Here is a 24,820-nt window from a genome sequence, read left to right on the forward strand (position 1 = left end):
AGTTCCGGTGCTATCCTGCCGATTATATCGTTCATTGCTGATTTACCTCGTCAAGTCATCGTGATCGTCCGGAAGTATTTCCCCAGCAACCCCAGCCTCAGCAACGAAGCCATGATCGACGGCTTCAAGCAGGGCAACGCCATCCTGGCCGGACTCAGGACGGTGGCGTTCGCGCTCACGCTGGGGCGCGACCGGTTGCTGCACCTGTCGCATTCGGCCAGCGAGCTGTACGGCGAGCCGGTCGGCGTGCTGGCCGATCACCCGAACTTCTGGCTCGAGGCGATCCATCCCGAAGACAAGCCCGCGGTCTGGCTCGGCCTGGACAAGCTGCGCGACATGCCGGGCAGCGAGATCGAATTCACCTACCGGCTGGTCGCCAGCGACGGCGACATCAGCTGGGTTCGCCAGCGCTGCCGCATCGCGGCCAACGAGGCCGGCGTGCCGGTGCGCATCGACTGCGTGGTGTCGCCCTGCCTGCCGCCGGCTCCGGCGGCGCCGCGGCACGAGATCGGCAACGCGGTGTTCAGCGCCTGCGGCGACGCGCTGCTGGTGCGCGACGCCGCCACGCTCGACGTGGTCGACGCCAATACCGCCGCGCTGGCGCTGCTGGCCTGCAGCCGCGCCGAACTGCTGCGCCAGCGGCTGGCCGATTTCTCGGCGCGCACCGAAGGTTTCGACGTACGCGCCGAGACGCCCTATCTCGACGCGGTGCGGCGCGGCCAGGTGCAGCGCTACGACTGGCTGGTGACGCCGCGGGTGGGCGAGCCGCGCTGGGTCGAGGCGGTCAGCAGCCCGCTGGTCCACCTGGGCCGGCCCTGCCTGCTCACCGTGCTGCGCGACATCGACAGCCGCCACCGCGAGCTCGAGCGGCAGACCCTGGCCAGCGAGCTGATCGAACGCAGCCGCGACATCGTCGCCTACGCCGACCCGGCCGGCCAGCTGCATGCGCTCAACCCGGCCGGCCGCGCGCTGATCGGCGTGGCGAACGAGGCGGTGCGCGACTTCTTCGTCACCGACCTGGTACCGGCCTGGGCCCAGCCGCATTTCCTGCAGACCTGCGTGCCGATGGCCACCCGCGACGGCGTGTGGCAGGGCGAGCTGGCGCTGGTCAGCCGCGACGGCCGCAACCTGCCGGTGATGCTGACCCTGCTGGCGCACAAGCGCAGCGGCGCGCTCAAGGGCTACAGCCTGATCGGCCAGGACATCGCGCCGTGGAAGCTCAAGGAGCAGCGCCACAAGCGCGACAAGGAAACGCTCGAGGCCGACAAGCTGCTGCAGGAGAAGCTGCTGGAGAACGTCAGCGCCGGCCTGTTGCCGCCGCTGGACCAGTTGCGCCAGATCGTGCAGATCCTCGAACGCAACCCGGCCGAAGTGAGCCGCGCGCTGCCGCACCTGAAGCGCGCGATCGAACAGGCCCACCGGCTGGCCAGCGCGACCCACGAGTTCCTCAAGGCCGGCGCGCAACGCGACCTGCCGGACAACAAGGGCCATTGAGCCCGCCGTCCGCTCCGTTTCGCCCATTTCCCCATCACCCGCGGTCAATCCGGTCCAGCGCGCGCGACCGTACCGGCGGGCCGCCATACCGAATTCATGGCCGACCGGCGCATGCGAGGCACGTGCAGGAGCGGCTTCAGCCGCGAATGGCGGCCGTGGCGCAGACGTTCGGAAATGGAGTGGAAGTCCGGCAATTCGCGGCTGAAGCCGCTCCTACGGGCTCGCGCTGCATGCGCAGCGCTCAGTGGAACGCAACAGCGGCCGATCAGTTGATCTGGGTATCGCCGCGGCTGAAGGTCCAGGTCCGCGTGATCGACAGGATGTCGGCCGGCTTGCCGACGTTGTCGAGGATGCCGGCCGGCAGCCGGGCGTAGGGCGAGGACATGCGCACGATGCGGGTGGTCGCCTGCTCGAGCGCCGTGTCGGTGCTGCAGCCGGTGCAGCGGTTGAACGACACGCTGCGCAGGGTGCCGTCGAGGTTGATCTCGACCGTCACCAGCAGCTTGCCGTAGAGCCGGTCGCCGCGCGCATTGGTCGGGTAGTTGAGATTGCCGACGCGCTCGATCTTGATCCGCCAGTCGTCGACGTACTGCGCCTCGACCGCGCTCTTGGCGCGGGCCCCCACCGTGGCGGTGCGCGGGCGCTTCTGGTAGGCGTCGACCTCGCGCGCGATCTCGCCTTCGAGCCGCGCGATCTCGCTGGCCTGCTGGCGCATCGCATCGACGTCGATGCCGGTCTGCGCCGCGACCTGGGTCTTGCGCACCTCGGTGGCGGCGATCCTGGGCGCGTCGCGCAGGTCGGACAGCAGCTTGCGCTGCTGGCTCTCGTTCTCGGCCTGCCGCTTGGCCGCCAGCGCCAGTTCCGGGCTCGGGTCCTCGACCTGCTGGGCCGGCAGCGGCGTCTTGATGCGGCGGTTCTCGTCGGTATTGCCGCCGCCGTCGAGATTGGCCTGGGCCAGCACGTCGGGCTTGACCGGCGCACGCACCGAGCGCGCATTCACCAGCACGATGTCGAGCGGCATGCGGTTGAACAGCGTGCGCGGATCGACCGGCGAAAACTTCACCAGCCCGATCGCCAGGACATGGACGAACAGCGACAACCCTACGGTGAAGGTGAACAGTCGGTTGTCGGCGGGCGGGCTGTCGAGGGCAACGGTGGGCATGCGTCGGGCGGTGTTCTGGCGGGCAAATCGCGCGGCAGTGTAGCACAGCGTCATCAGCGAATTGCGCGCCCTCTGGGCCGGGTCTAACATCATCGACCGATCGCGCGGGAACGAAGCCGAGAAGCCCCCGCCCGAACCGACGCTTCCCGCCGCCCGAGCGGCCTTCGCTGGAGATCCCCCGAATGAAACGATTGCTCGCCGCCGCCCTCCTCTGCGCGCCGTTGCTGGCCCAGGCCGCGCCGGACGGCCTGGCCCTGGCCGCCAAGTACAACTGCCTGGCCTGCCACCAGGTCGACAAGAAAGTGGTCGGGCCGGCCTACAAGGACGTGGCCGCCAAGTACCGCAACGACAAGACCGCCGAGGCCAAGCTGGCCGCCAAGGTGAAGCAGGGCACCGTCGGCGCCTGGGGCCAGATTCCGATGCCGGCGCAACAAATCGGCGATGCCGACCTCAAACTGATCGTCCAATGGATATTGGCGCAGAAATGACATCGGACGGGGCCGGGTCCGCAGCCGCGATCCGCCCATCCGTCGGCCGCGGAACCTTCGCCTTCGCCGGCCGAACAATCATGGTTGCAACGGTGGATGCAGCCCGTTAAGCTCGCGCCCCGCATCCGAATTGGTTCTGTCCCGGCCCGCCGGGACGCCGTCAACCCAGCTGGAGAAGTAGCACCATGGCCAAGAAGCTCCTGACTGAGGAAGAAATCCTCAACTGGCAAGGCGACGATTACATGAACGAGGATCACCTCGCGTTCTTTCGTCAGCGCCTGCTGGACATGAAGGCCGAGTTGCTCGCCAACGCCAACGCGACCAGCCAGCACCTGCAAGAGCAGGAAGCCACGCCCGACCCGGCCGACCGCGCCACGCTCGAAGAAGAGTACGCGCTGGAGCTGCGCACCCGCGATCGCGAGCGCAAGCTGTTGCTGAAGATCGATTCGACCGTCCGCAAGATCGACGAAGGCAACTATGGCTACTGCGACGACACCGGCGAGCCGATCGGCCTCGCGCGGCTGGTGGCCCGGCCGACCGCTTCGCTCACCATCGAGGCGCAGGAACGCCGCGAGCGGCTGAAGAAGCAGTACGCCGACTGAGTCGGCAGCACCGCAACACCCCGGACCGAGCCGGCCTCCCGCCGGATCGCTCCCGCCCGACCGCCGGCCGCACGCCGGCGGTTTTGCTTTTCCGGGACCGGCGACCGGTGCTTTCTAGCGCCGGCGCCAGTGCCGCAGCAGGCGCACCGCCGCCAGCGCCGCCAGCAGCAGGCCGGCCTGCACGGCCATCCGCGACCCGGCCGGGCCGAGCGCGTCGCCGCCGTAGCGCCATTGGTACCAGGCGGTCGTGGCCAGGCTATAGGCCGCCAGCGCGGCCAGAACGGCCGCGGCCGACGTCACGATCCAAGCCAGCCAGCGCCGCATTGCTCGTTCTCCCGCCATATGCGGCGCCAGGCTTGGCGCCGCGAACAAAGTTATTTGCGCCGCTTCCGGGCTGTGGCTACCCTAGTCGGCCCGATCCCCAACCGTCTGCGCCGCCATGCTGTTCAAGACCGACGACGTCCGCATCAAGGAAATCAAGGAGCTGCTCCCGCCGATCGCGGCGCTGGAGAAGTACCCGGTGACGGAAGTCGCCACCACCACCACCTTCCAGGCGCGCCAGGCGATCCATCGCATCCTCGCCGACGAGGACGATCGCCTCCTGGTGGTGATCGGCCCGTGCTCGATCCACGACCCCGAAGCGGCGCTCGATTATGGCCGGCGCCTCCTGGCGCTGCACGAGGAGTTCGCCCGCGACCTCCTGATCGTGATGCGCGTCTATTTCGAGAAGCCGCGCACCACGGTGGGCTGGAAGGGCCTGATCAACGATCCGCACCTCGACGGCAGCTTCGACATCAACAACGGCCTGCGGCTGGCGCGCAAGCTGCTGCTCGACCTGAACGACATGGGCGTGCCGGCGGCGACCGAATTCCTCGACATGATCACGCCGCAGTATTTCGCCGACCTGATCAGCTGGGGCGCCATCGGCGCGCGCACCACCGAGTCGCAGGTGCACCGCGAGCTGGCTTCCGGCCTGTCGTGCCCGGTCGGCTTCAAGAACGGCACCGACGGCAACCTGAAGATCGCCATCGACGCGATCCGCGCCGCCAGCGTGCCGCACCACTTCCTGTCGGTGACCAAGTTCGGCCACTCGGCCATCGTCGCCACCGGCGGCAACCCCGATTGCCACGTGATCCTGCGCGGCGGCAAGACGCCCAACTACGGGGCCGAGCACGTCGCCGGCGCGGTCAAGGACCTGGCCGGCGCAGGCCTGCCCGAGAAGGTGATGGTCGACTTCAGCCACGCCAATTCGAGCAAGGACTTCCGCCGCCAGATCGCGGTGGCCGAGGACGTCGCGGCGCAGATCGCCGGCGGCAGCCAGGCGGTGTTCGGCGTGATGGTGGAAAGCCATATCCACGAAGGCCGCCAGGACCTGATCGAAGGCAAGCCGCTGCAGTACGGCTGCTCGATCACCGATGCCTGCCTGGGCTGGGACGACAGCGTGAAGGTGCTGCAGACGCTGGCCGCCGCGGTGGCCGAGCGGCGCAGCAAGCGCTGAAGCGGCCGACCGCCGCACCCATGAAAGACGCCGCTCGATGCGGCGTTTTTTCATGGGTGCCGTTCGCGATGCGCGCGCGTAGACATGCTGCACGGCGATGCGCGCGTAGGAGCGGCTTCAGCCGCGAATGGCGAATGGCGAATACCGGATACCCGATACCCGATACCCGATGCCCGATGCCCGATGCCCGATGCCCGATGCCGGCTTCGCCGGTTCGCGGCTGAAGCCGCTCCTACAGGGGCGCTTACGGGCGATCCCCCGGTGGTTCAGGCTCGCAGGGCCAGCTTGCGCTCGAGCCGGCGCTGGCCGCGTTCGAGCAGGAAGCTCATCAGCCAGTAGATCGCGGCGGCGGCCAGGTAGAGCGGCAGCGGGCGGAAGCTGGTCGAGATCAGTTCCTTGGTCGCCAGCATCAGCTCGGTCACCGCGATCACCGACACCAGCGAGGTGTCCTTGACCAGGCTGATCAGGCTGTTGCTGAGGCTCGGCACCGCCAGCCGCAGCGCCTGCGGCGCGACGATCCAGCGCAGCGTCTGCAACCGGTCGAAGCCGAGGCTGTAGGCGGCCGCCCACTGGCCGGCCGGCACGCCTTCGACCGCGCCGCGCAGGCTTTCCGACAGGTAGGCGCCGACGTTGAGGCTCAGCGCCAGCACGCCGGCCGTCAGCGGGTCGAACTGGATGCCGATGCTCGGCAGGCCGTAATAGATGACGAAGACCTGCACCAGGAGCGGCGTGCCGCGGAAGGCGCTGACGTAGACCGCGGCGACGCGCGCGAGCCAGGCCGGCCCGAGCAGCCGCGGCAAAGCCGCCAGCGCGCCGACCGCCAGGCCGCCGACCATGGCGGCCAGCGCGAAGCACAGCGTCCAGCCGGCCGCGCGCAGCATGATGGGCAGGGATTCGGCGAGCAGGGGGAGGAGATCGTTCATGGCGCGTCTCGGCTGGAGCGATGCGGCTTATTGAAGCAGGTCGCCGGGGAGGCGGCGAGGTTTCGTGGCGGGTGGACCACGGCGATAGCGCGGCCGAACACGGGCGCATGCCGCGCGGCACCGTCTTGGAAACGGTCGGGAATGGAAGGGGGCTGAACGTGCCGGCAACCCCATCCCCACCCCGGCCCTCCCTGAAAGGGGAGGGCGTCGCGTAGCCAACGGTTGGCATGGCCCCTGCACCGGCAGACGCGACCGCATCGCCGCGCCCCTTCAAGGGGGCGCGGGGCGGCCGGCGCAGGCTGGGAGATGGGGTTGCGCGCTCCGCCCCCATTCCCACCCTGGCCTTCCCCATGAAGGGGGGAAAGGTGGCGCCGCCCGGCGCCGACGCGGGTCCGCGCGGTAATTACTTCAGGGCCACCGGCGCCACGCTCACGTCGCGCTCGAAGTACTTGACCGAGACGCGGCGGAAGGAGCCGTCGGCCTTGATGTCGGCCAGCGCCTTGTCCAGCGCGGCGCCGAACTTCGGGTTGCCCTTCGGATAGGGAATCGCGTTGCTCTCGGCCTTGCCGACCGGCGCACCGCCCTTGAGCGGCAGCCTGGTCTGCTTCACCAGGTAAGGAATCAGCAGGCTGTCGTTGAGCGCGGCGTCGATGCGGCCCAGCGCCAGGTCCTGCAGGTATTCGGGCGCGCCCGGATAGGTCTTCACCTCGACGCCGGCGACCGACCTGGCCAGCTCGGCGTAGTTGCTGCCCTGCCCCACGCCGATGGCGTGGCCCTTGAGGTCTTCGAGGCCCTTGAAGGCGCGCTTTTCATCCTTGCGCACGATCAGCTGCGCGCTCGACACGACGTAGGGCTGGCTGAAGTCGAACACCTCGCGGCGTTTGTCGGTGGCGGCCACCTGGTTGACGATCACGTCGTACTTGCCCGCCTGCAGGCCGGCCAGGATGCCGCTCCATTCGGTGGTGACGAACTCGGGCTTGACGCCGAGCTTGCCGGCCAGCAGTTCGGCGATCTCGACGTCGAAGCCGGTCAGCTTGCCGCCTTCCTTGTAGTTGAACGGCGGGTAGGTGCCTTCGACGGCGATGCGCAGCGTGCCGCGCTGCTTGACGGCGTCGAGCAGGTCGGCGGCGCTGGCGGTGGCGGCCAGCGCCACCGCCAGCAGGGAGGACAGCAGGGTGCGTCGTTTCATGGGTGTTCTCGCAGATCGTTATCGTTGGTTATCGGGCGTGGAGCGGGGAGACGGTCACAGCGCGGCGAAGCCGCGTTCGAGGTCGGCGCGCAGATCGTCGACGTGCTCGACGCCGACCGACAGCCGCAGCAGGTTCGGCGTCACGCCGCGGCGCAGGCGGTCGGCCTCGGGGATCGAGGCGTGGGTCATCGCCCACGGCAGGTTGACCAGGCTTTCGACGCCGCCGAGGCTTTCGGCCAGCGTGAACAGCTCGAGCGCGGCCAAGAAGCGGCGCACGCCGGCCTCGTCGGACGCGATGCGCACCGACACGATGCCGCCGAAGCCGCGCAGGAACTGCTGCCTGGCCAGGGCGTGCTGCGGATGGCTGGCGAGGCCCGGATAGATCACGTCCTCGACGCCGGCCCGGCCTTCGAGCCACTCGGCCAGCACCAGCGCGTTGGCGCTGTGGCGCTGCATGCGCAGCGGCAGGGTCTTGAGGCCGCGCAGGGCGAGGAAGCTGGAGAACGGGTCGAGCACGCCGCCGACCGCGTTCTGCAGGTAGCCCAGCCGCTCGGCCAGCTCGGGCGTGCGCACGATGGCGGCGCCGCCGATCACGTCGGAGTGGCCGTTCAGGTACTTGGTGACCGAGTGCAGCACGATGTCGACGCCGTATTCGAGCGGCCGCAGCAGGTAGGGCGTGGCGAAGGTGGCGTCGACCGCCACCAGCGCGCCGACCGCATGGGCCGCCTCGACCGCGGCGGCCAGGTCGGCGACGTGCAACAGCGGATTGGTCGGGATCTCGATCCACACCAGCTTGGTGGCCGGCGTGACGGCCTCGCGCAAGGCCGCGGCATCGGCCGCCGGCACGTAGCGCACGGTGTGGCCGGCGGTGCGGTTGCGCACCCGCTCGAACAGGCGCCAGGCGCCGCCGTAGAGGTCGTCGACCGCGACGATCTCGCTGCCGGCGTCCAGCAGTTCGAGCACCGTCGACATGGCGGCGAGGCCCGAGGCGAAGGCGAAGCCGGCCGCGCCGCCCTCGAGTTCGGCCAGCGCCTTCTCGAAGGCGCCGCGGGTCGGATTGCCGCTGCGCGCGTACTCGTAGCCCGAGTGCTCGCCGGGCGCGCGCTGGGCATAGGTCGAACTGGGGTAGATCGGCGGCATCACCGCGCCGGTGGCATCGGGCGTGTAGCCGGCGTGGACGCTGAGGGTGTCGAGGTGTCGGGTCATGGTCCGTCCTTGTTTGTCGTTGCATGCTCAGGCGAGCGGGCTAGTTCGGGCGATTCAGCCTGCGTCGATGGCGCCGGTTCCGCTACGCCCCCTGGTTGCAGGAAGCGCTGACGAGCGCCAGCGAGGCTCCCTCGCGGCGGCGAGGGCGGGGGGAGTCGGGATCGATCAGGGATAGCCGTTGGTCGCCCCGGCACGAACCGCAAACACCCGGCTCCGCCGGGTGCCGATCGGCAGGCAGGACAATCACGTTCGCATCCCGAGGCACTAGGCTATCTCCAGCGCTGCCGCCAGTGATTGATCAGGTCGGCCTGGGTGATGAGGCCGACGAAGCGGCCGCGCTCGACCACGATGGCGACGTGGCCGTCGTTGAAGGTGCGCAGCAGCTTCTCGATCGAATCGCCGGGCGCCAGCGTCTCCAGCTCGGTGCTCATCGCCTGGCGTACCGGCAGGCGGAAGTGCTCGGGCTCGTCGTGCACCGCCAGCAGCACGTCCCATTCGTCGATCAGGCCGACGATCTCGGCCTCGCCCTCGATCACCGGCAGTTGCGACACGTCGTGGCGGCGCATGCGGGCGTAGGCGTCGGCCAGGGTCTCGTCGGGCCGGCAGGTGACGGTGGCGCCGAGGTCGTGGCGGCGCGTGATCAAGTCGGTCAGGTCGCCGTGGCGCGGCAGGTTGACCAGGCCCTGGTCGATCAGCCAACCCTCGTTGAACTGCTTGGACAGGTACTTGTTGCCGCTGTCGCAGACGAAGCTGACCACCCGCTTGGGCTCGGTCTGGGCCCGGCAGTAACGCAGCGCGGCGGCCACCAGCGCGCCGCTGGACGAGCCGGCCAGGATGCCCTCGACCTCAAGCAGCTGGCGCGCGGTGGCGATGCTCTCGTCGTCCGGGATGCGGTAGGCGCGGTGCACCGCGCTGAAATCGGCCAGCGGCGGGATGAAGTCCTCGCCGATGCCCTCGACGCGCCAGGAGCCGGCCTCGCCGTAGCTGCCGGTCTCGACGTAGTCGGCCAGCACCGAGCCGGCCGGGTCGGCCAGCACGAATTCGACCTCGGGCGCGGCGCGCTTGAAGAAGCGCGTCAGGCCGGTCAGCGTGCCGCTCGAGCCGACGCCGACCACCACCGCGTCGAGATCGTGGCCGACCTGCTGCCAGATCTCCGGCCCGGTGCCGTGCTCGTGCGCGGCCGGGTTGGCCGGGTTGTTGAACTGGTCGATGTAGAAGGCGCCGGGCGTCTCCAGCGCGATGCGGCGGGCGTAGTCCTGGTAGTAGAGCGGATGGCCCTTGACCACGTCGGAGCGGGTGATGACGACCTCGGCGCCGAGCGCCTTGAGGTGGAAGATCTTCTCCAGGCTCATCTTGTCCGGCACCACCAGCTTGAGCTGGTAGCCCTTGCGCGCCGCCACCAGCGCCAGGCCCAGGCCGGTATTGCCGGCGGTCGCCTCGATGATGGTGCCGCCCGGCTGCAACCGGCCGTCGCGTTCGGCCGCCTCGATCATGGTCAGCGCGATGCGGTCCTTGATCGACCCGCCGGGGTTCTGGTTCTCGAGCTTGAGGAAGAGTTCGCAGGGGCCGGTGTCGAGCCGGGTGAGACGGATCAGCGGCGTCTGGCCGATCAGGCCGAGCAGGGGGTCGAAGGACACGGGTTTGCCTCGTCTGGAAATAGGAGCGCGCACGCCGATCGTGTCGGCGTCCGGCATAGGACAGAAGCGAGGATAAACCCGTTCTCATAATTCCATAAAGGAATTAAGAGCAATCAGTTAATTCGAATACGTAATTTAATCGTAAGCCGGGGAAGCGCGTCCATGCGCGGATCGGCAAGGGCTAGCGGCGGTGACGGCCGGGGATGGAGATCCGTCGGGCGCGGCCGCTCAGTCGCCGCGCACCAGGCTGCGGATCGCGGCCAGCGCGCGCAGCTCGCCGCGCACGAAGCGCTCGACGTCGCTGCGGCGCAGCACCGCGCCGGTGCCGACCACCTCGTCGGGCGACAGGCCCAGCGCGGCGCACAGCGCCAGCGCCTCGGCATCGGCCAGCTGCGGCTCGGCCTGGCGCAGCGCGGCCGGGCCGTAGCCCTGGCGGCAGGCCGCCACGCCGAGGTTGGCGTCGGCATCCTCGGCCGGCAGCAGGGCCAGGCCGAACTGCGGCTCCTCGGCCTCGATCATCGCCAACAGGTCGCTGGCCGCCAGCGGCTCGCCGATCGCCACGCAGTGCTCGGTCAGCACGCCGGCCATCGGCGTCAGCACCAGCTGGGCCTCGCCGGCCACCGCCAGCCGCACCAGCGGCACGTCGGCCTGCACTTCGCTGCCGGCCGAGACCAGCCATTCGGTCACGACCGCCGGAGCGAGCAGGTCGTCGGGTGCGCAGACGAGGTGGGTGGTGGTCGGCATGGAAGAGGGAAACCTGTTCATTTCGTTGCGGGCCCGTGCTGGCGGCCATTCCGGCCGCTGGATGACTCAAGCATATCGCGGTTTGCTAATTTTTCCGCCTGCCGCCGGCCCGAAGCGTGCTGATCGGGCAGGCCGCTGCGCCGAAAGTGCCGTCCCGGCCGACGGACGGGACCGGCTAGAACGCCAGCAGGCCCAGCAGCGCGGCCTTCACCACCGCCGCCGTCTTGTTGGCGGCGTTGAGCTTGCCCAGCGTGCTGCCGATGTGGAAGTTCACCGTCCGCTCGGTGATGCCGAGGATCTGCGCGATCTCGCCCGAGGTCTTGCCGTCGGCGGTCCAGCGCAGCACCTCGATCTCGCGGCCGGACAGCCGCGCCTCGCGCTCGGGCGGCACGCGGTCGCGCAGCTGGCGCGACATGCCGGCATGGGCCAGCGTGGCCAGCGTCGACAGCCTGGCGCCCTTGTCGCGCAGCTCGTTCGGGCCGATCGGCTCGGCCGAGCGCGCCAGCGTCAGCATGCCGACCAGGCCGCTGCCGTCGCGGCTGGACTGCGCCCAGCCGTGGCGCAGGCCGTAGGCGCGCGCGTCCTCCCACAGCGGGGCCGCATCGGCGAACACCCGGTCGGACCAGGTGATCGGCAAAGGCGAGCGTACGCCGTGCTGCACCGTCGGGTCGACCCCGAGATAGTTGCACGCGGCGTAACGCGACTGCCAGGCGCGCGGATAGTTGCTGATCAGCTCGATCCGCAGCGCGGTCAGCGGCAGCGGCATGCGCAGGCCGTAGGCGCAGTAGTCGAAGCCGAGCGCGGCGGCCGAGCGGGCCAGGTGGTCGAACAGCGCCTGCGGGCTCTGCATCGTGTCCAGCGTATGCAGCTGGTCCTCCAGCCAGGGACTCATGCATTCCTCCTAATCTCGATCCCGGCGCCTCGAGGCGCTCTGGCGGCCGGCGGACCGGAGTCGGGCCGTCGCCGCAAGGCGAAAGGATGAGCCATTTCCGACCGATCGTCCCGCCGTCACGACCCTGTCAACTTTTACAACTACCCGCGCCGGCGGGCGATGAGTACAGTCAGCCCGCATCCACGCGGCTCGCTGCCCCCGCGCGAGCGCGAGCACCAGAACGCCGCCGCGCTTACCCCGCCGCGCATACCCGAGCGCCGCCGAGACAGCCGATGATATTGAAACAGCCTGTCCTCCCCACCGCAGCCGCCGCCCGTGCCGGCCTGCCGATCGCCCTGTGCAGCGACGGCTACGTGCGCCTGCGCCTGCCGACGCTGCTGGCGCTGCCGCTCGCGCACCTGCTGTCCGACCTCGACGATACCGCCGAGGGCGTGCGCGGCGAGGCCGCGGTCCACAGCGCCATCGGCGGCTACACCGAGTGGATCGGCGCCGGCCCGCCGGCGATCACCCTCGGCTGGGACTGGCGGCTGGACGGCCGCGAGGGCCAGCCGTGCTGCGTGCGGACCGGCCCGCCGCGCAGCAACGTGATGCTGTGCGACCGCCACGGCGCCGACCTCGGCGCCGGCCTGACCGAGCGGCTGCTGGCCGCGCTGGTCGACGTGCGGCCCTGGCAGGACACCGTGACGGCCGCCATCGCCGCCCGCTACGCCACCCGCGGCGCCTGACCTCCCGGGCGGGCATTCGCGCCACTGGCAGACCTGCCAGGGCCCGACCTGACAAGGTTGACAGTTACCGGATTCCCGACGCGACCGCTAAATAGCGCCCGACTAAAGCAACGGCTTACGAGGGCGATATGAACGTTTTGTCAGGTCCATCCAGCGCATTTCCAGACCACTTCATCCAACAGGTCGCCAACTACCGCCACCGGGTCTTCATCGAGCTCCTGGGCTGGCAGATGCCGACCCGCGAAGCGCTCGATCTCGAGCTCGACCAGTTCGACCGCGACGACACCGTCTACGTGGTGGCGCACGACGCGCAGCGGCGCATCAACGGCTGCGCGCGGCTGTTGCCGACCACCCGCCCCTACCTGCTCGGCGAGGTGTTCCCGCAGCTGCTCAACGGCCTGCCGCCGCCGTGCACGCCCGAAGTGTGGGAGTTGTCGCGCTTCGCCGCGGTGGACTTCAACGGCCAGAGCGCGGTCGGCCGCGGCCAGTTCTCGTCCGACATCACGCTGGCGCTGCTGCACGAGGCGGTCGCCTGCGCGGCGAGCTACGGCGCCAAGCGGCTGATCACCGTCTCGCCGGTCGGCGTCGAGCGGCTGCTGCGCAAGACCGGCCTGCGCAGCCACCGCGCCGGCCCGCCGATGGTGATCGACGGCCATCCGCTGTTCGCCTGCTGGATCGAGATCGAGCCGGGCGAGGCGTGATCGCTCGGGCCGGGCGGACAACGATGTAGGAGCGGCTTCAGCCGCGAACGCGCCGGGTGAGCACCGGCACCGGTTCGCGGCTGAAGCCGCTCCTACGGGCTGCGCCGGTGGCCGCCAACGCGGCATATGAAGAAGGCCGGGAAACTCCCGGCCTTTTTCATTGGCTGCTGGCGGCTGCGTCAGGCGACGCGGCGCTCGAGCAGGTGGACGTTGTCGCCGTCGATGGCGATCTTGCGCGGCTTCAGCGCCTCGGGCACTTCGCGCACCAGGGCGATGTTGAGCAGGCCGTTGTCGAGCGAGGCGCCCACCACCTTGACGTGGTCGGCCAGGCGGAAGCGGTGCTCGAAATCGCGCGTGGCGATGCCGCGGTGCAGGAAGGTCGACTTGGGCGCGTTCTCGGCGCGCTGCTTGCGGCCGGCGACGCGCAGGGTGTCGCCCTCGGTCTCGATCTCCAGCTCGGCGCGCTCGAAGCCGGCCACCGCCATCGAGATGCGGTACTGGTCTTCGGCCAGCAGCTCGACGTTGTAGGGCGGGTAGCTGGGCTGGGCATCGCTGCGCAGCGCTTCGTCGAACATCCGGGCCAGGCGGTCGTAGCCGATGGCGGAACGGTAGAGGGGGGTGAAGTCGTAGCTGTGCATGATCATATCCTTTGAAAATCAAGCGATAAGGTTGGTCTGCGGGCCTCCATCGAGCACCCGCATGGACAAGATGCGATCCCCGTTCCGCTTTTCAAGACCCCCCATCGCAGCAGCCGCGCCATCCGCCGAACGGACTCGCCGCAGCCCCCGGCCGAAGCGCTTGCCGGCTCACTGCCCGATCCACGACCGGAACGCCCCGGCACGCTCCTGGCTGACCAGCACCGCCGCGTCGGCCTTGGGCGCCAGCGCCAGTTCGAGCCGGCCCTTGCCGACCGGGCGGAAGCGGGCGACGGCGCGGGCCGCCACCAGGTACTGCCGGTTGGCGCGGAAGAAATGCGCCGGGTCGAGCTCGGCCTCGATCTCGGCCAGCGGCCGGTCCACCAGGTAGCGCACGCCGTCGCAGCCGACCAGGAAGGTGAGCTTGTCGGCCGAGATGAAATAGGCCGCCTGCTCGACCGGCACGGTGACGAAATCGCTGCCCTTGCGCACCACCAGCCGCTGGCGGTGACGGCTCGCGCTCGCACCGCCGCCCAGGCTGGCCAGCAGGCGGCCGAAATCGGCCGAGAAGTGGCGGCGCAGCCGCGCGTACTTGGCGAAGGCCGCCGCCAGCGCCGCGTCGCCGATCGGCTTGAGCAGGTAGTCGATGGCGTTGCCGCGCAGCGCCTCGAGCACGAATTCGTCGTAGGCGGTGGTGAAGATGGCCGGGCAGGCCGGCCCGCCGTCGCGGAACAGCTCGAGCGACAGGCCGTCGGCCAGCTGGATGTCGAGCAGCAGCAGGTCGGGCGCGTCGTGGCAGCCGAGCCAGGCCGCCGTCTCGCCGACCGAGGCGGCCCAGCCGACCACCCGGGCCTCGGGCGCCACCCGGCCGATGGTCTCGACCAGGCGCTCGCGCGCGGGCGGTTCGTCTTCGGCGATGAAGAGCCTCATGGTTTTCCCGAGCTTGCCGCCGGCCGCGGGCCGGCCGGCTTCGCGGTCATTGTAGGCGGCCCCGGCCCGGTGGGACTCGCTGCCCCGGCAGCGCGACCGGCACCGCCACCCGGAACGCCGCGGCATCGTGCTCGACCGCGATGCCGCGCCCCAGCGCCAGCCGGCAGCGCTCGTCGAGATTGGCCAGGCCCAGGCCCGAGGAGGGACGCAGGCTGCGGCGCGGCCGCACCGGGTTCTCCGCCCGCACCGCGCCGCCGGCCCAGTCCAGCCGGAAGGCCAGCGGCGCGGCCTCGGCCAGCTGGTTGTGCTTGACCGCGTTCTCCAGCAGCGTCTGCAGCGCCAGCGGCGGCACCAGCCAGCGGCCGGCCTCGGTCTCCAGCGCCGGGTCGAGTTCGAGCCGGATCGCCGCGCCGAAGCGCAGCGCCAGCAGGTCGAAATAGGTGCGGACGAAGGCCAGCTCCTCGTCCAGCAGCACCAGGTCGCGGTCGCGGCTGGCCAGCACGTAGCGGTAGACCTCGGCCAGCCCGTCGCAGAAGGCCCGCGCCCGTTCGGGCGCATGCGGGATCAGGTGGCCCAGGGTATTGAGGCTGTTGAACAGGAAGTGCGGATCGACCTGGGCCTTGAGGCCGGCCAGCTCGGCCTCGGCGCGGCTGCGCTCGAGCCGCTCGACGCGCAAGAGGTCGGCCTCGCGCTCGCGGATCAGGAACACCGTCTCGTAGGCGTGGGTGACGAACACCACGCAGATGACGTTGGTCAGCGCCACCACCCGGATCGCCGCGCCGTCGGCCGGCAGGCCGGCCAGCGCGTACCAGCCGTACAGCCAGGCCACCGTCAGCGGCGCGGTGTACAGCACGTTGGCCGCCACCAGCATCGAGAGCTTGCGCACCGGGTTGCCGAACCAGTCGAAATGCTCGCGCTGCTTGAACAGCAGCCAGCGGTTGCCGAGCCAGATGGCGGCGGCCAGCGCGACGAACCAGCCGAAGCCGAGCCAGAACGCTGCCTGGCCCGGTCGCAGCGGGCCGTACAGCCCGGTCAGGAAGGGGATCGAGACGCCGAAGCCGGGAATGCCGACGGCCATCAGCGGCCGGTCGTCGAAGCCGACGCCGGCGGGCGGTTTCAGGCGCAGGAAATCGGGCTTGGGCAAGCGGATGTCCGGTTCGGGTCGGGATGGCGTTGCCGGGACGGCGGGCGCTGCCTAGCTTGGGGCCTGCCGGGCGGCCCCGCCCGGCCTTCGACCCCTTGCCAGGAGAGCACCGAGATGGACCCGTCCCAACTGAATTATGCCGCCATCGCGGTGGCGGCACTGGTCAGCTTCGTCATCGGCGGCGTGTGGTATTCGCCCATCCTGTTCGCCCGCGCCTGGCTGCGCGAGGCGCGGCTGGACGAGGCCGAGATCCGCCAGGCCGACATGGCCAGGGTGTTCGGCCTGTCCTTCGCCTGCACGCTGGTGATGGCCTTCAACCTGGCCGCCTTCATCGGCCCCAAGGCCACGCCGGCCTTCGGCGCCTTCGCCGGCGCGGCGGCGGGCCTGGGCTGGGTGTGCATGTCGCTGGGCGTGATCTACCTGTTCGAGCGGCGGCCGCTCAAGCTGTGGCTGATCAACGGCGGCTACCAGCTGCTCACCTATACGCTGATGGGCCTGATCCTCGGCGCCTGGCACTAGCCCGCGCCAGTTCAGGACTTCGTCGAGCACCCAGCGCTGCAAGGCCGGCGTGTCGGCCAGGTCGCCCGGGTAGAGCCGGGCCGGCACATGGCCCTGGTTGGCGCCGCGCGCGCGGTGGCGCCAGACCTTGAGCGGCAGCCACATCTGCAGGCCGCTGGGCAGCGTGTAGGTGCCGATGTCGATATAGGCGGTGTCGCCGCTGGTCGGATGGCCGGCGTGGATCACCCGCGGCAGGCGCAGCACTTCGTCGGCGAAATCGAGGCAGGAGCTGGCGCAGCGGCTGTCGGTCAGCAGCACGATGCGGCCCTCGAACGGCACCGCCCGGGCCGGCTGCGCCGCGGCCGCCGTCGCCGTCGCCGCAGCCGCCGGTACGACCTGGCGCAGCCAGGCCTCGCCGGACCGCAGCGCGGCCTGCATGCGGCGCTGCAGGTCCTGCACCAGCCGCAGCGACAGGTCGTCGGCCGGCAGCAGCGCACCCATCTGTGCCGCCCGCCCGTCCAGCACGCCGGCGGCGAAGGCCGACACGCGCCATTCGGCGTAGGGCAGCCCGGCCGGGGCCGGCGCAGCCCGGTCCTGGCCGGCCGGCCCTCGCAGCGCCTGCGCGATGCGGAAGCCGAACTGGCCGTTGCCGCCGTTGTTCTGCCGCGCGTCGAGCACCACGGTCGCCTGCGCCGGCAGCCGGTGCAGCGCCGCCAGCATCGCCTCGTAGCGCACCAGCGCCGCCGCGTCGGGCTGGAAATCGTTGACCGTCGCCCAGTACACGCCGGGCCGGATCTGCTCGACGCCCTGCTGCGCGCGCGGCCGCGCCAGCGCCCGGAACAGGCCGTCGCCGTCGGCCTGCCAATGCAGCGCATAGGACTTCTCGCCGCCGTCCGGCAGCCGCAGCTCGCACGACCGGACGTCGCGCCGCCGCAGCAGCGCCGCATTCGGCGAATCGACGGTCAGCGCGCTCAGCAGCTCCGACTGCACGCCGGGCAGCTCGGTGCGGCGGTCGAGGAAGGGTGCGATCTCGCGCTCGATCAGCGCGGCGACCGCCTGCCCGTCGCAGCGCAGCAGCCGGGCGCCGGGCGGCGGCAACTCGACCGGCCACCGCTCGGCCCGGCGGGCGACCGTGAAGCCGTCCGGCCGCCATTCGGCGACGAAGCCGGCCCAGCGCCAGGGCCGTTCGGCCGGCTTGCCCCAGGCCTGCAGGTGGCCGTCGCGGAATCCGGCCAGGTAGAAGCGCACCAGGGCGAGCTGATCTTCCGGGCTTTCGACCTGCTCCAGCCGGGCGCGCGATTCGGCCAGGCCGCGTTCGAGCCAGTCGGCGAAGGCGCGCCCTTCGGCCGTGCCGCGGTCGAGCTGGCCCGGATGGGCCTCGACCAGCAGCGCATGGATCGCCTGCAGATCGCGCTCGGCGGCCTGGCGGGCTGTTTCGGCCGCGGCGTGCGCCGGGCCGGCGGCCAGCATGAGCAGGCCGCTCAGGAGCAGGGAAAGAAGGCGCATGAACGGGATTCGGACGCGGCGAAAGGGCGCGCAGGATACGCCGCCGCGACGCGTCTTGCACCCGCTCGGGCGCGCTCGCCATCGCGGCCGTCCCGCCCGCCGCAGTGCCGCCATTCATCGAAAATATTGCTGCATCGAGGCGACCGCCCCGGGCCGGCATGCCTTGCGCCTGCGGCCTTCGCGCCGGACGGCGCAGGCCGGCCGACGGCCCGCGGCGGCGATCCATCCGCCCGGCGTGCCGGACAGGCGGGGCGGTCATGGCCTAGGCTGGGTGCACAAGAAGCCACGACGGCACCGCCAGCGTGCCGTATCGAAGAAAAAGCAGCCCCTGGTCAACCACGCGGTCGACGCACCCGCCAGCGGCGGGGGCAGGAGGAAACCATGCTCGAATCCAGTTTGCCGCCCGGCAGCGCGCGGCCTTTTCCGCTGCGCGCGCTCAAGGGCGAAAACAGCCACGACCGGCTCACCGGCCTGCCCAGCCAGGCGCTGCTGGTGGAACGCCTGCGCTGGAGCCTGAGCGAGGGCGACGCCGGCCAGCGGGTCGGCGCCGTGCTGGCGCTGCGCGTCGACGGCTTCCACCTGATCAACGACGCGCTCGGCCACGCCACCGGCGATCGCCTGCTCAACGCCATCGCCGGCCGCATCCGCGGCCTGGTGCGCGAGCAGGACATGGTCGCCCGGCTCGACGGCGTCGAGTTCGCCGTGGTCCTGAACGGCCCGATGCAGGAGGACGCCGCGCAGGCCTTCGCCGAGCGGCTGCAGTTGGGCATGACCGAACCGTTCGAGCTCGACGACGGCCAGGAGGTGTTCGTCACCTGCTGCATCGGCATCGCCCAGGCCACGCGCGAGGGCGGCCACGCCGAGCAGTTGCTGGCCCACGCCTGCCTCGCGCTGCACCACGCCAAGCAGGGCGGCCGCAACCGGATCGGCCTGTTCTCCCAGCCGCTGCTGCAACGCGCGCGCGAGACGCTGAGCCTGGAGGCCGAGCTGCGGCGCGCGCTGGAACACGGCGATTTCGAGCTGCACTACCAGCTGGCGGTCGACCTGTGCTCGGGCGCCGCCGCCGGCGCCGAAGCGCTGCTGCGCTGGCGCCACGCCGAGCGCGGCCTGATCGCGCCGGCCCGCTTCATCCCGGCGGCCGAGCGCAGCGGCCTGATCATCCCGCTGGGCAACTGGGTGATCGAGCAGGCCTGCCGGCAGATGGCCGAGTGGCAGCAAGCCGGCATCGCGCCGCCGCGCATCGCGGTCAACCTGTCGCCGCGCCAGCTTTCGCATGCCGGGCTGCTGGCCGACATGCGCGGCATCCTGGCCCGTAGCGGCTGGTCCGGCGAGCGGCTGGAATTCGAGCTGACCGAGAGCACCCTGGTCGAATGCGAGCGGGCCGACCGCCTGCTGCGCCAGCTGGCGGAGCTGGGCATCACGCTGGCGGTCGACGACTTCGGCACCGGCTATTCCTCGCTGGGCTACCTGAAGCGGCTGCCGATCCACAAGATCAAGATCGACCAGGCCTTCATCCGCGACCTGGCGATCGACGCCGACAGCGCCTCGATCGTGCGCGCGGTGATCTCGATCGCCCGCGACCTGCAGAAGCAGGTGGTGGCCGAAGGCGTGGAGACCGAGGCGCAGGCGGCCTTCCTGCTGCGCCACCACTGCCAGGTGGTGCAGGGCTTCCTGTTCAGCCAGCCGGCCGCCGCCGCGCAGATCGCCGAATCGCTGCAGACCCGCCAGCCGCCGCGCCAGCTGCTGCCCGAGCACGCCAGCCGCACCGTGCTGCTGGTCGACGACGAGGTGCAGGTGCTGCGCGCGCTGCAGCGCAGCCTGCGCAGCGAGGGCTACCGCATCCTGACCGCCAGCCGGCCGGAGGAGGCGCTGGAGCGGATGGCGCGCGAGCCGGTCAGCGTGGTGCTGACCGACCTGATGCAGGGCGTGCGCGGCGTGACGCTGCTGCGCCAGGTGAAGCAGCTCTACCCGCTGACCGTCCGCATGATCCTGACCGGCCACGCCCAGGTCGATGCGCTGAGCCTGGCGATCAACGAAGGCGCGGTGCAGAAGTTCCTGTTCAAGCCGTGGGAGAACGACGTGCTCAAGCAGTACCTGCGCGAGGCCTGCGTGTTGCAGGAGATCCAGGCGCAGCAGGGTTGCCCGGCGTGAGGTGCCCCCGGCGCAGGGCGCGTGCCGTGGTTTGCTGAACCCGCCCTCACCCGGCCCTCCGGGCCACCTTCTTCCGAGACCGGGCAACTTGGACTGCCGCCCGCGCGCGGGAGAAGGAAGGGCGCCTCACGTTCAGGATAAATCCCGAGCTAGCGCGCCAGGACGGCCTGCACGGCGGCCAGCAGCCGGTCCGCGGCGCCCACGCCGGCGGACGCCGCGCGCCAGGCGACATGACGGTCCGGCCGGACCAGCAGGCAACCCGAATCGTCGATGCCGCGCAGCCGCCGCCACGCACCGTCCGCATCGGCGAGCTCGCAGCCAGGCCCGATCGCATGGCAGTCGAGCGCGATGCCCAACGCCGCCCTCACCCGCTCCGCCGCATCCCGCCAGGCTTCCCCGGCCGGGCCGACCAGCAGGCTGAAGCGTCCCTGCCCGGCCAGGTCGAGCGTCGACAGCCGCGTGCCGGCGCGCTCGAGCCAGGCGTGCGGCAAGCAGGCGCCGGGGAAGGTCGTTGGCTGGTAGTACAGCTCCGGGTCGCGTTCGGCCGGCTCGGGCCGCGCCTCGCCGCGGACGACGGCGGACGAGGCATAGACCTGGCCCAGCTCGACCCCGTGGCCGTTGAACTGGTAGTTCTGCAGCGCCACCGCGGCCGCCAGCGTCGCCCGCCGTTCGCGGCCGCGCGCGGTATCGGATTCCAGCTCGGCCAGGTTGCGGCGGCTGTCCTCGGCCGGCTGGCCGTGCCAGAAGCCCAGCGCCTCGAACACCGGCGCCATCTCGTGCTGCGACTTGATCGCGCGCTCGACCACCTGGCGCGCGACCGGTCGCCGCTCCGCGTCGTAGCTGTCCAGCAGGTCGGCGCCGGCCCGGTCCTGCAGCACCATGGCCAGCTTCCAGGCCAGGTTGTAGCTGTCCTGGATCGCGGTATTGCTGCCCAGGCCGTTGGTGGGCGGATGGCGGTGGGCGGCGTCGCCGGCCAGGAAGATCCGGCCCCGCCGCATCGCCGTGGCCACCATGCGGTTCACCTGCCAGGTGTTGGCCGACTTGATGCGGATCGGCAGGCCGGCGTCGCCGATCACGATGCGCGCGCGCTCGGCCAGCGCCGTCTCGCTCAAATCCGGCTCGCCGGCCGCCGGCGCGTAGAGGAACACCAGCACCCACTCGTTCCAAGGCTTCACGCACACCAGCGCGCCGTCGCACAGGCCGCGCCGCTCGTCCGGCTGCACCAGCCAGTAGAGCGCGCCGGGCCGGTGGGCGCAGTACTGCGCCAGGTCCGCCTCGATCCAGCAGCTGACGAAATGGGCCAGCCCGGTCTCGCCCTCCAGTTCGAAACCCGCCTGCGCCGCGACCGTGCTGTTGCCGCCGTCGGCGCCGATCGCATAGTCGGCGCGCACGCGGATGCGGCGGCCGTCGCGGCGGTCGACCAGCTCGGCCGTCACGCCGTCCGGGGCCTGCTCGATGCGGACCAGCTCGGTGTCGAACAGCACGCGCGCGCCGTGGCTGCGCGCGGCGTCGAGCAGGATCGGTTCGAGCCGATGCTGCGGCAGGTTGCACAGCTCGCACGGGCTGGCGGCGGCGTAGTCGGCCCGGCGCGCCTCGCCGGCGCCCCAGGAATCGAGCCGCGCCAGCTCCATGCCGGCCAGCGTGGTGGCCCAGACCGTGTTGCGCATCAGCCGGCTCGGCGTGGCCGCGGCGCGGGCGCGGTCCTCCAGGCCGAGGTCGCGCAGCACTTCGAGCGTGCGCTGATTGGTGATGTGGGCGCGCGGCGTATTGGCCACGCCGGGATGGCGGCTGATCGCCAGCACCTCGACGCCGTGGCGGGCCAGCAGCGCCGCGGCCGCGAGGCCGGCCGGACCGGCGCCGACCACCAGCACCGGCAGGCGGATTTCGGCCGGATCAGACACAGAGATCCTCCTCCGGCTGGCGCTGCGCCTGCTTGAGCTGGCCGTCCTCGAGCTTGACGATGCGGTCGGCGCAGGCGAAGTAGGCGTCGTCGTGGCTGACGATCAGCACCGTCTTGCCGCGCCGCTTCAGCTCGGGCAACAGCTCGGTGTAGAACACCCGCTTGAAGGCCGGGTCCTGGTCGGCCGCCCATTCGTCGAACAGGTAGATCGGCCGGTCCTCGAGGTAGGCCGACACCAGCGCCAGCCGCTTGCGCTGGCCGCTGGACAGCGCGACGGTGGAGAACTTGCCGTCGGCAACCTGCACCTTGTGCGCCATGCCGAGCTTGTCGAGGTAATGCATGGCACGCGCCTGCAGCTCGGGCTGGCCGGCTTCCAGCAACTGCTCGAACAGGTGGAAATCGGCGAACACCGCCGAAAAGTGCTGGCGGTAGTGCGCCAGGTTGGCGGCCGTCACTTCCTGGCCGTCGAGCGCGATCGACCCGCGTTCGGGCGGATACAGGCCCAGGATCAGCATGGCCAGCGTGGTCTTGCCGCTGCCGTTGCCGCCGACGATGAAGACGATCTCGCCGCGCTCGATGGCGAGGTCGATCGGGCCGAGCATGAACTGGCGGTCCTCGGTCGGGCCGGGGTAGTGGTGCACCACCTGGCGCAGCGCCAGCAGCGGCCCGCCGCGGCGCTCGAAGGCCGGCGCGGCGGGCGGCGGCGCGGCGGCGTCGAGGTCGCCCTCGAGCTGGGCGATCTTGTCCAGCGCCACGCCGGCCTGGCGGATCACCGGCAGCGCGTACAGCATGTCGTTGATCGGCTTGATCAGGAACAGCAGGATCAGCGCGAAGGCGGTCAGCACCGCCGGCTCGGCCGCGATCCACAGCGGCGCGGCGAACACCACCGCGCCGATCAGGCCGTAGAACAGGATGTTGTTGAGGTTGGCGATCAGCGAATAGATGCCCATCGAGGCCAGGTAGAGCCGCTTGAACCCCTGCGAATCGGGCACCACCACCTCGGCGACGAACTGCTCGCCCTTGCGCGCATTGAGCTGCAGCTCGCGGCTGCCCTCGATCAGGTCGCGGAAATCCTGGTAGAGCCGGCCCATCTGTTCGCGCAGCCGGTACATGTAGCGCAGCGGCACGTATTCGGCGACGTGGTAGATCGCGAGGCCAACGCCCAGCAGCAGCGCGGCGGCCAGCGCCAGCGGCCACGACAGCCAGGCCATCCAGGCCATGCAGCCGGCCACCACGGCCAGGTTGCCGAACACCTGCGGCAGCATCTGGAAGGCCTGCACCAGCAGGTTGATGTCGTTGGTCATGATCGCCAGCAGCTCGGCGTGGCCCAGCGCCTGCAGCTTGCGCACCGGGGTGGCCAGCAGCTTGCGGCTCAGCGCCACGCGCAGGCGGTGGACCGCGTCCTGGGTCAGGTGGATCAGCACCAGCTCGGACAGCAGCTTGGTGGCGAAGAAGGCGGCGCACAGCCAGGCGAAGCGGCCGCCCAGCCCGGCGGCCGCGCCCTGGGCCGACACGCCGTCGCCGATGGTCTTGGCGAGGCTGGCGCCGCTGGCGCCGTTGACGAGTCCGGCCAGCGCCGCCAGCAGCATCAGCGGCCAGGATTGGCGGATCAGGTGATGGATGACTTTCATGATTTCCTAGAGTGAGTGCGCCGGCAGCTCGGCGGCTGCGGCCTGCGCCGGCATGGCCGGGCTGTCTTCGATGAGGCGGACGATCGAGCGGGCGATGGCGGCCTCGTGTTCCTGCAGGATCGCGAGATGGCGCGCCGGCCGGGTCTCGACGGCGAGCTCGCCGTAGCGGCTGCCGAGCCAGCTGTTGCCGGCCGCGGCGAATTCCGTGCTCTGGACGATCCGCGCCGGCCAGGCCGGGCTGCCGTCGGCCCAGTGGCCCAGGGCCAGCCGTGCCGCGGCGCGCTCCTGCCAGTAGCGCCGGGTCGCCAGCACGTGGCAGCGCTCGGCCAGGTAGCGCTGGCGCAGGATGGCGCGCCAGATGTCGCGTTCATGGCCGCCGGCCAGTTCCATCGCACCGATCGCCAGGTCGATGCAGGCCTCCAGCCCGAGCGCGTCGAAGGCAGCGGCCGGCGGCGCCGCGCCGCGCGCATAGGTCTCGCAGATCGCCTTGAAGAACTCGCGCCGCAGCCGTTCCTCGCAGAACGGCGCCGGCGGCTGGCCCAATGGAACGACGGGGGTGTCGACGAAGCACAGCCGCAGGTCGGCACGGCCGTGCCGGTGCAGCAGCCGCGCCAGCTCCAGGCCGATCAGGCCGCCGACGCAGTAGCCGACCAGGGTGACGGGGCCGGCGCAGCGGCGCAGCAGCTGGGCCGCGTAGCGCTCGGCCATCGCGGCCAGGCTGTCCAGCGGCGGCCGTTCGTTGTCGATGCCGTCGTGGTGCAGCGCGAACACCCGGACCGACGCCGGCAGGCGCCGCGCCAGGCCGTTGAACACCTCGGCGCTGCCGCCGGCGCCCGGGATCAGGACGACGTCGTGCGCCGCCGTCGCGGTCGCGCCGTCGAGCCTCGCCAGGTTGTCGTCGAGCAGCGTCCAGCTGCGCTCGCGGGCCGCCGGCGCGCGTTCCGCGCCGGGGTCGATGCGGCGGGCCAGTTGCGCCACCGTCGGGCACTCGAACAGCGACAGCATCTGCCATTCGCCGGGCAGCACGGCACGCAGCCGGACCGCCAGCGACAAAGCCAGCAGCGAATGGCCGCCGAGCGCGAAGAAGTCGTCGTGCACACCGACGCGTTCGAGCTTCAGCACCTCGGCCCACAGCCGCGCCAGCACCGCTTCGGTCTCGTTGCG

At 71.0% G+C, this 24,820-nt stretch carries 22 protein-coding genes; 8 read left to right on the forward strand and 14 right to left on the reverse strand.

Annotated elements, in window-relative coordinates; genetic code table 11:
- The first annotated feature begins 60 nt into the window (after nt 1-60).
- Nucleotides 61-1,494 (forward strand): PAS domain-containing protein, encoded by a 1,434-nt coding sequence (locus tag H9L41_RS22850; RefSeq protein WP_028447491.1) that lies wholly within the window; start codon nt 61-63, stop codon nt 1,492-1,494.
- 265 nt (nt 1,495-1,759) lie between these two features.
- On the opposite strand, the gene H9L41_RS22855 is transcribed toward H9L41_RS22850, so the two are convergent.
- A complete protein-coding gene (locus H9L41_RS22855; RefSeq protein WP_028447490.1) occupies nt 1,760-2,656 on the reverse strand; it encodes a cell envelope integrity TolA family protein in 897 nt (298 codons plus the stop codon).
- A gap of 182 nt (nt 2,657-2,838) precedes the next feature.
- Between H9L41_RS22855 and H9L41_RS22860 the strand changes: the two genes are divergently transcribed.
- Together H9L41_RS22860 and dksA are read left to right on the forward strand one after the other, a co-directional pair.
- Nucleotides 2,839-3,144 carry a c-type cytochrome gene (locus tag H9L41_RS22860; RefSeq protein WP_028447489.1) on the forward strand — a complete coding sequence of 102 codons (306 nt, stop codon included), beginning with the start codon at nt 2,839-2,841 and terminating at the stop codon, nt 3,142-3,144.
- A 185-nt stretch (nt 3,145-3,329) separates the two neighbouring features.
- The gene (gene dksA, locus H9L41_RS22865) at nt 3,330-3,746 is read left to right on the forward strand and encodes an RNA polymerase-binding protein DksA (protein WP_028447488.1); all 417 of its coding nucleotides are present in this window, start codon (nt 3,330-3,332) and stop codon (nt 3,744-3,746) included.
- Between the two features lie 114 nt (nt 3,747-3,860).
- Here the strand turns inward: dksA and H9L41_RS22870 are convergent, their stop codons facing one another.
- A complete protein-coding gene (locus tag H9L41_RS22870; protein ID WP_028447487.1) occupies nt 3,861-4,070 on the reverse strand; it encodes a hypothetical protein in 210 nt (69 codons plus the stop codon).
- A gap of 115 nt (nt 4,071-4,185) precedes the next feature.
- Here H9L41_RS22870 and aroG point away from each other — a divergent pair, with 115 nt between their 5' ends.
- A complete protein-coding gene (gene aroG / locus H9L41_RS22875; protein ID WP_034607751.1) occupies nt 4,186-5,244 on the forward strand; it encodes a 3-deoxy-7-phosphoheptulonate synthase AroG in 1,059 nt (352 codons plus the stop codon).
- Between the two features lie 266 nt (nt 5,245-5,510).
- On the opposite strand, the gene H9L41_RS22880 is transcribed toward aroG, so the two are convergent.
- The 6 genes from H9L41_RS22880 to H9L41_RS22905 all read right to left on the reverse strand — a co-directional run bounded on the left by H9L41_RS22880 (nt 5,511) and on the right by H9L41_RS22905 (nt 11,835).
- Nucleotides 5,511-6,167, reverse strand: a complete 657-nt coding sequence (locus tag H9L41_RS22880; protein ID WP_028447485.1) for an amino acid ABC transporter permease — start codon at nt 6,165-6,167, stop codon at nt 5,511-5,513.
- A gap of 403 nt (nt 6,168-6,570) precedes the next feature.
- Nucleotides 6,571-7,356: a transporter substrate-binding domain-containing protein gene (locus H9L41_RS22885; protein ID WP_028447484.1), complete on the reverse strand. Its 786-nt coding sequence runs from the start codon at nt 7,354-7,356 to the stop codon at nt 6,571-6,573.
- A 54-nt stretch (nt 7,357-7,410) separates the two neighbouring features.
- Complete coding sequence (locus H9L41_RS22890; RefSeq protein WP_028447483.1) at nt 7,411-8,562, reverse strand: trans-sulfuration enzyme family protein; 1,152 nt, start codon at nt 8,560-8,562, stop codon at nt 7,411-7,413.
- Nucleotides 8,563-8,831: 269 nt separating this feature from the next.
- Nucleotides 8,832-10,199 (reverse strand): pyridoxal-phosphate dependent enzyme, encoded by a 1,368-nt coding sequence (locus H9L41_RS22895; RefSeq protein WP_034607749.1) that lies wholly within the window; start codon nt 10,197-10,199, stop codon nt 8,832-8,834.
- A gap of 228 nt (nt 10,200-10,427) precedes the next feature.
- A complete protein-coding gene (locus tag H9L41_RS22900; RefSeq protein ID WP_028447481.1) occupies nt 10,428-10,943 on the reverse strand; it encodes a hypothetical protein in 516 nt (171 codons plus the stop codon).
- A 175-nt stretch (nt 10,944-11,118) separates the two neighbouring features.
- Entirely contained in the window at nt 11,119-11,835 is a 717-nt protein-coding gene (locus tag H9L41_RS22905; RefSeq protein ID WP_028447480.1) for an autoinducer binding domain-containing protein, read from the reverse strand.
- Nucleotides 11,836-12,113: 278 nt separating this feature from the next.
- Here H9L41_RS22905 and H9L41_RS22910 point away from each other — a divergent pair, with 278 nt between their 5' ends.
- Nucleotides 12,114-12,560 (forward strand): DUF4902 domain-containing protein, encoded by a 447-nt coding sequence (locus tag H9L41_RS22910; protein WP_211236915.1) that lies wholly within the window; start codon nt 12,114-12,116, stop codon nt 12,558-12,560.
- Between the two features lie 128 nt (nt 12,561-12,688).
- A complete protein-coding gene (locus H9L41_RS22915; protein ID WP_028447479.1) occupies nt 12,689-13,261 on the forward strand; it encodes an acyl-homoserine-lactone synthase in 573 nt (190 codons plus the stop codon).
- A 179-nt stretch (nt 13,262-13,440) separates the two neighbouring features.
- Here H9L41_RS22915 and H9L41_RS22920 read toward each other — a convergent pair whose 3' ends face one another.
- From H9L41_RS22920 to H9L41_RS22930, 3 genes are all read right to left on the reverse strand, one after another.
- On the reverse strand, nt 13,441-13,899 hold the full coding sequence (locus tag H9L41_RS22920) for an Hsp20 family protein (RefSeq protein WP_028447478.1): 459 nt from the start codon (nt 13,897-13,899) through the stop codon (nt 13,441-13,443).
- 168 nt (nt 13,900-14,067) lie between these two features.
- A complete protein-coding gene (locus tag H9L41_RS22925; RefSeq protein ID WP_028447477.1) occupies nt 14,068-14,826 on the reverse strand; it encodes a LytR/AlgR family response regulator transcription factor in 759 nt (252 codons plus the stop codon).
- 46 nt (nt 14,827-14,872) lie between these two features.
- Nucleotides 14,873-15,970, reverse strand: coding sequence for a sensor histidine kinase (locus tag H9L41_RS22930; protein ID WP_051319297.1), 1,098 nt, complete (start codon nt 15,968-15,970; stop codon nt 14,873-14,875).
- Between the two features lie 114 nt (nt 15,971-16,084).
- Here H9L41_RS22930 and H9L41_RS26360 point away from each other — a divergent pair, with 114 nt between their 5' ends.
- Nucleotides 16,085-16,489, forward strand: coding sequence for a DUF1761 domain-containing protein (locus tag H9L41_RS26360; protein ID WP_084300525.1), 405 nt, complete (start codon nt 16,085-16,087; stop codon nt 16,487-16,489).
- A gap of 1,866 nt (nt 16,490-18,355) precedes the next feature.
- Nucleotides 18,356-20,125 (forward strand): EAL domain-containing protein, encoded by a 1,770-nt coding sequence (locus H9L41_RS22940; RefSeq protein ID WP_051319296.1) that lies wholly within the window; start codon nt 18,356-18,358, stop codon nt 20,123-20,125.
- Between the two features lie 149 nt (nt 20,126-20,274).
- Here H9L41_RS22940 and H9L41_RS22945 read toward each other — a convergent pair whose 3' ends face one another.
- Genes H9L41_RS22945 through H9L41_RS26365 form a run of 3 tightly spaced genes read right to left on the reverse strand, consistent with a single transcriptional unit; the run spans nt 20,275 to nt 24,802 of the window.
- Nucleotides 20,275-22,026 carry an FAD-dependent monooxygenase gene (locus tag H9L41_RS22945; RefSeq protein WP_051319295.1) on the reverse strand — a complete coding sequence of 584 codons (1,752 nt, stop codon included), beginning with the start codon at nt 22,024-22,026 and terminating at the stop codon, nt 20,275-20,277.
- Nucleotides 22,019-23,656, reverse strand: coding sequence for a cyclic peptide export ABC transporter (locus H9L41_RS22950; RefSeq protein WP_028447475.1), 1,638 nt, complete (start codon nt 23,654-23,656; stop codon nt 22,019-22,021). Before H9L41_RS22950 ends, H9L41_RS22945 begins: the two co-directional genes overlap by 8 nt.
- A 6-nt stretch (nt 23,657-23,662) precedes the next feature.
- The gene (locus H9L41_RS26365; protein ID WP_373282130.1) at nt 23,663-24,802 is read right to left on the reverse strand and encodes an alpha/beta fold hydrolase; all 1,140 of its coding nucleotides are present in this window, start codon (nt 24,800-24,802) and stop codon (nt 23,663-23,665) included.
- Nucleotides 24,803-24,820 lie beyond the last annotated feature (18 nt).

Source organism: Chitinimonas koreensis, assembly GCF_014353015.1.
GTDB classification, from domain to species: domain Bacteria; phylum Pseudomonadota; class Gammaproteobacteria; order Burkholderiales; family Chitinimonadaceae; genus Chitinimonas; species Chitinimonas koreensis.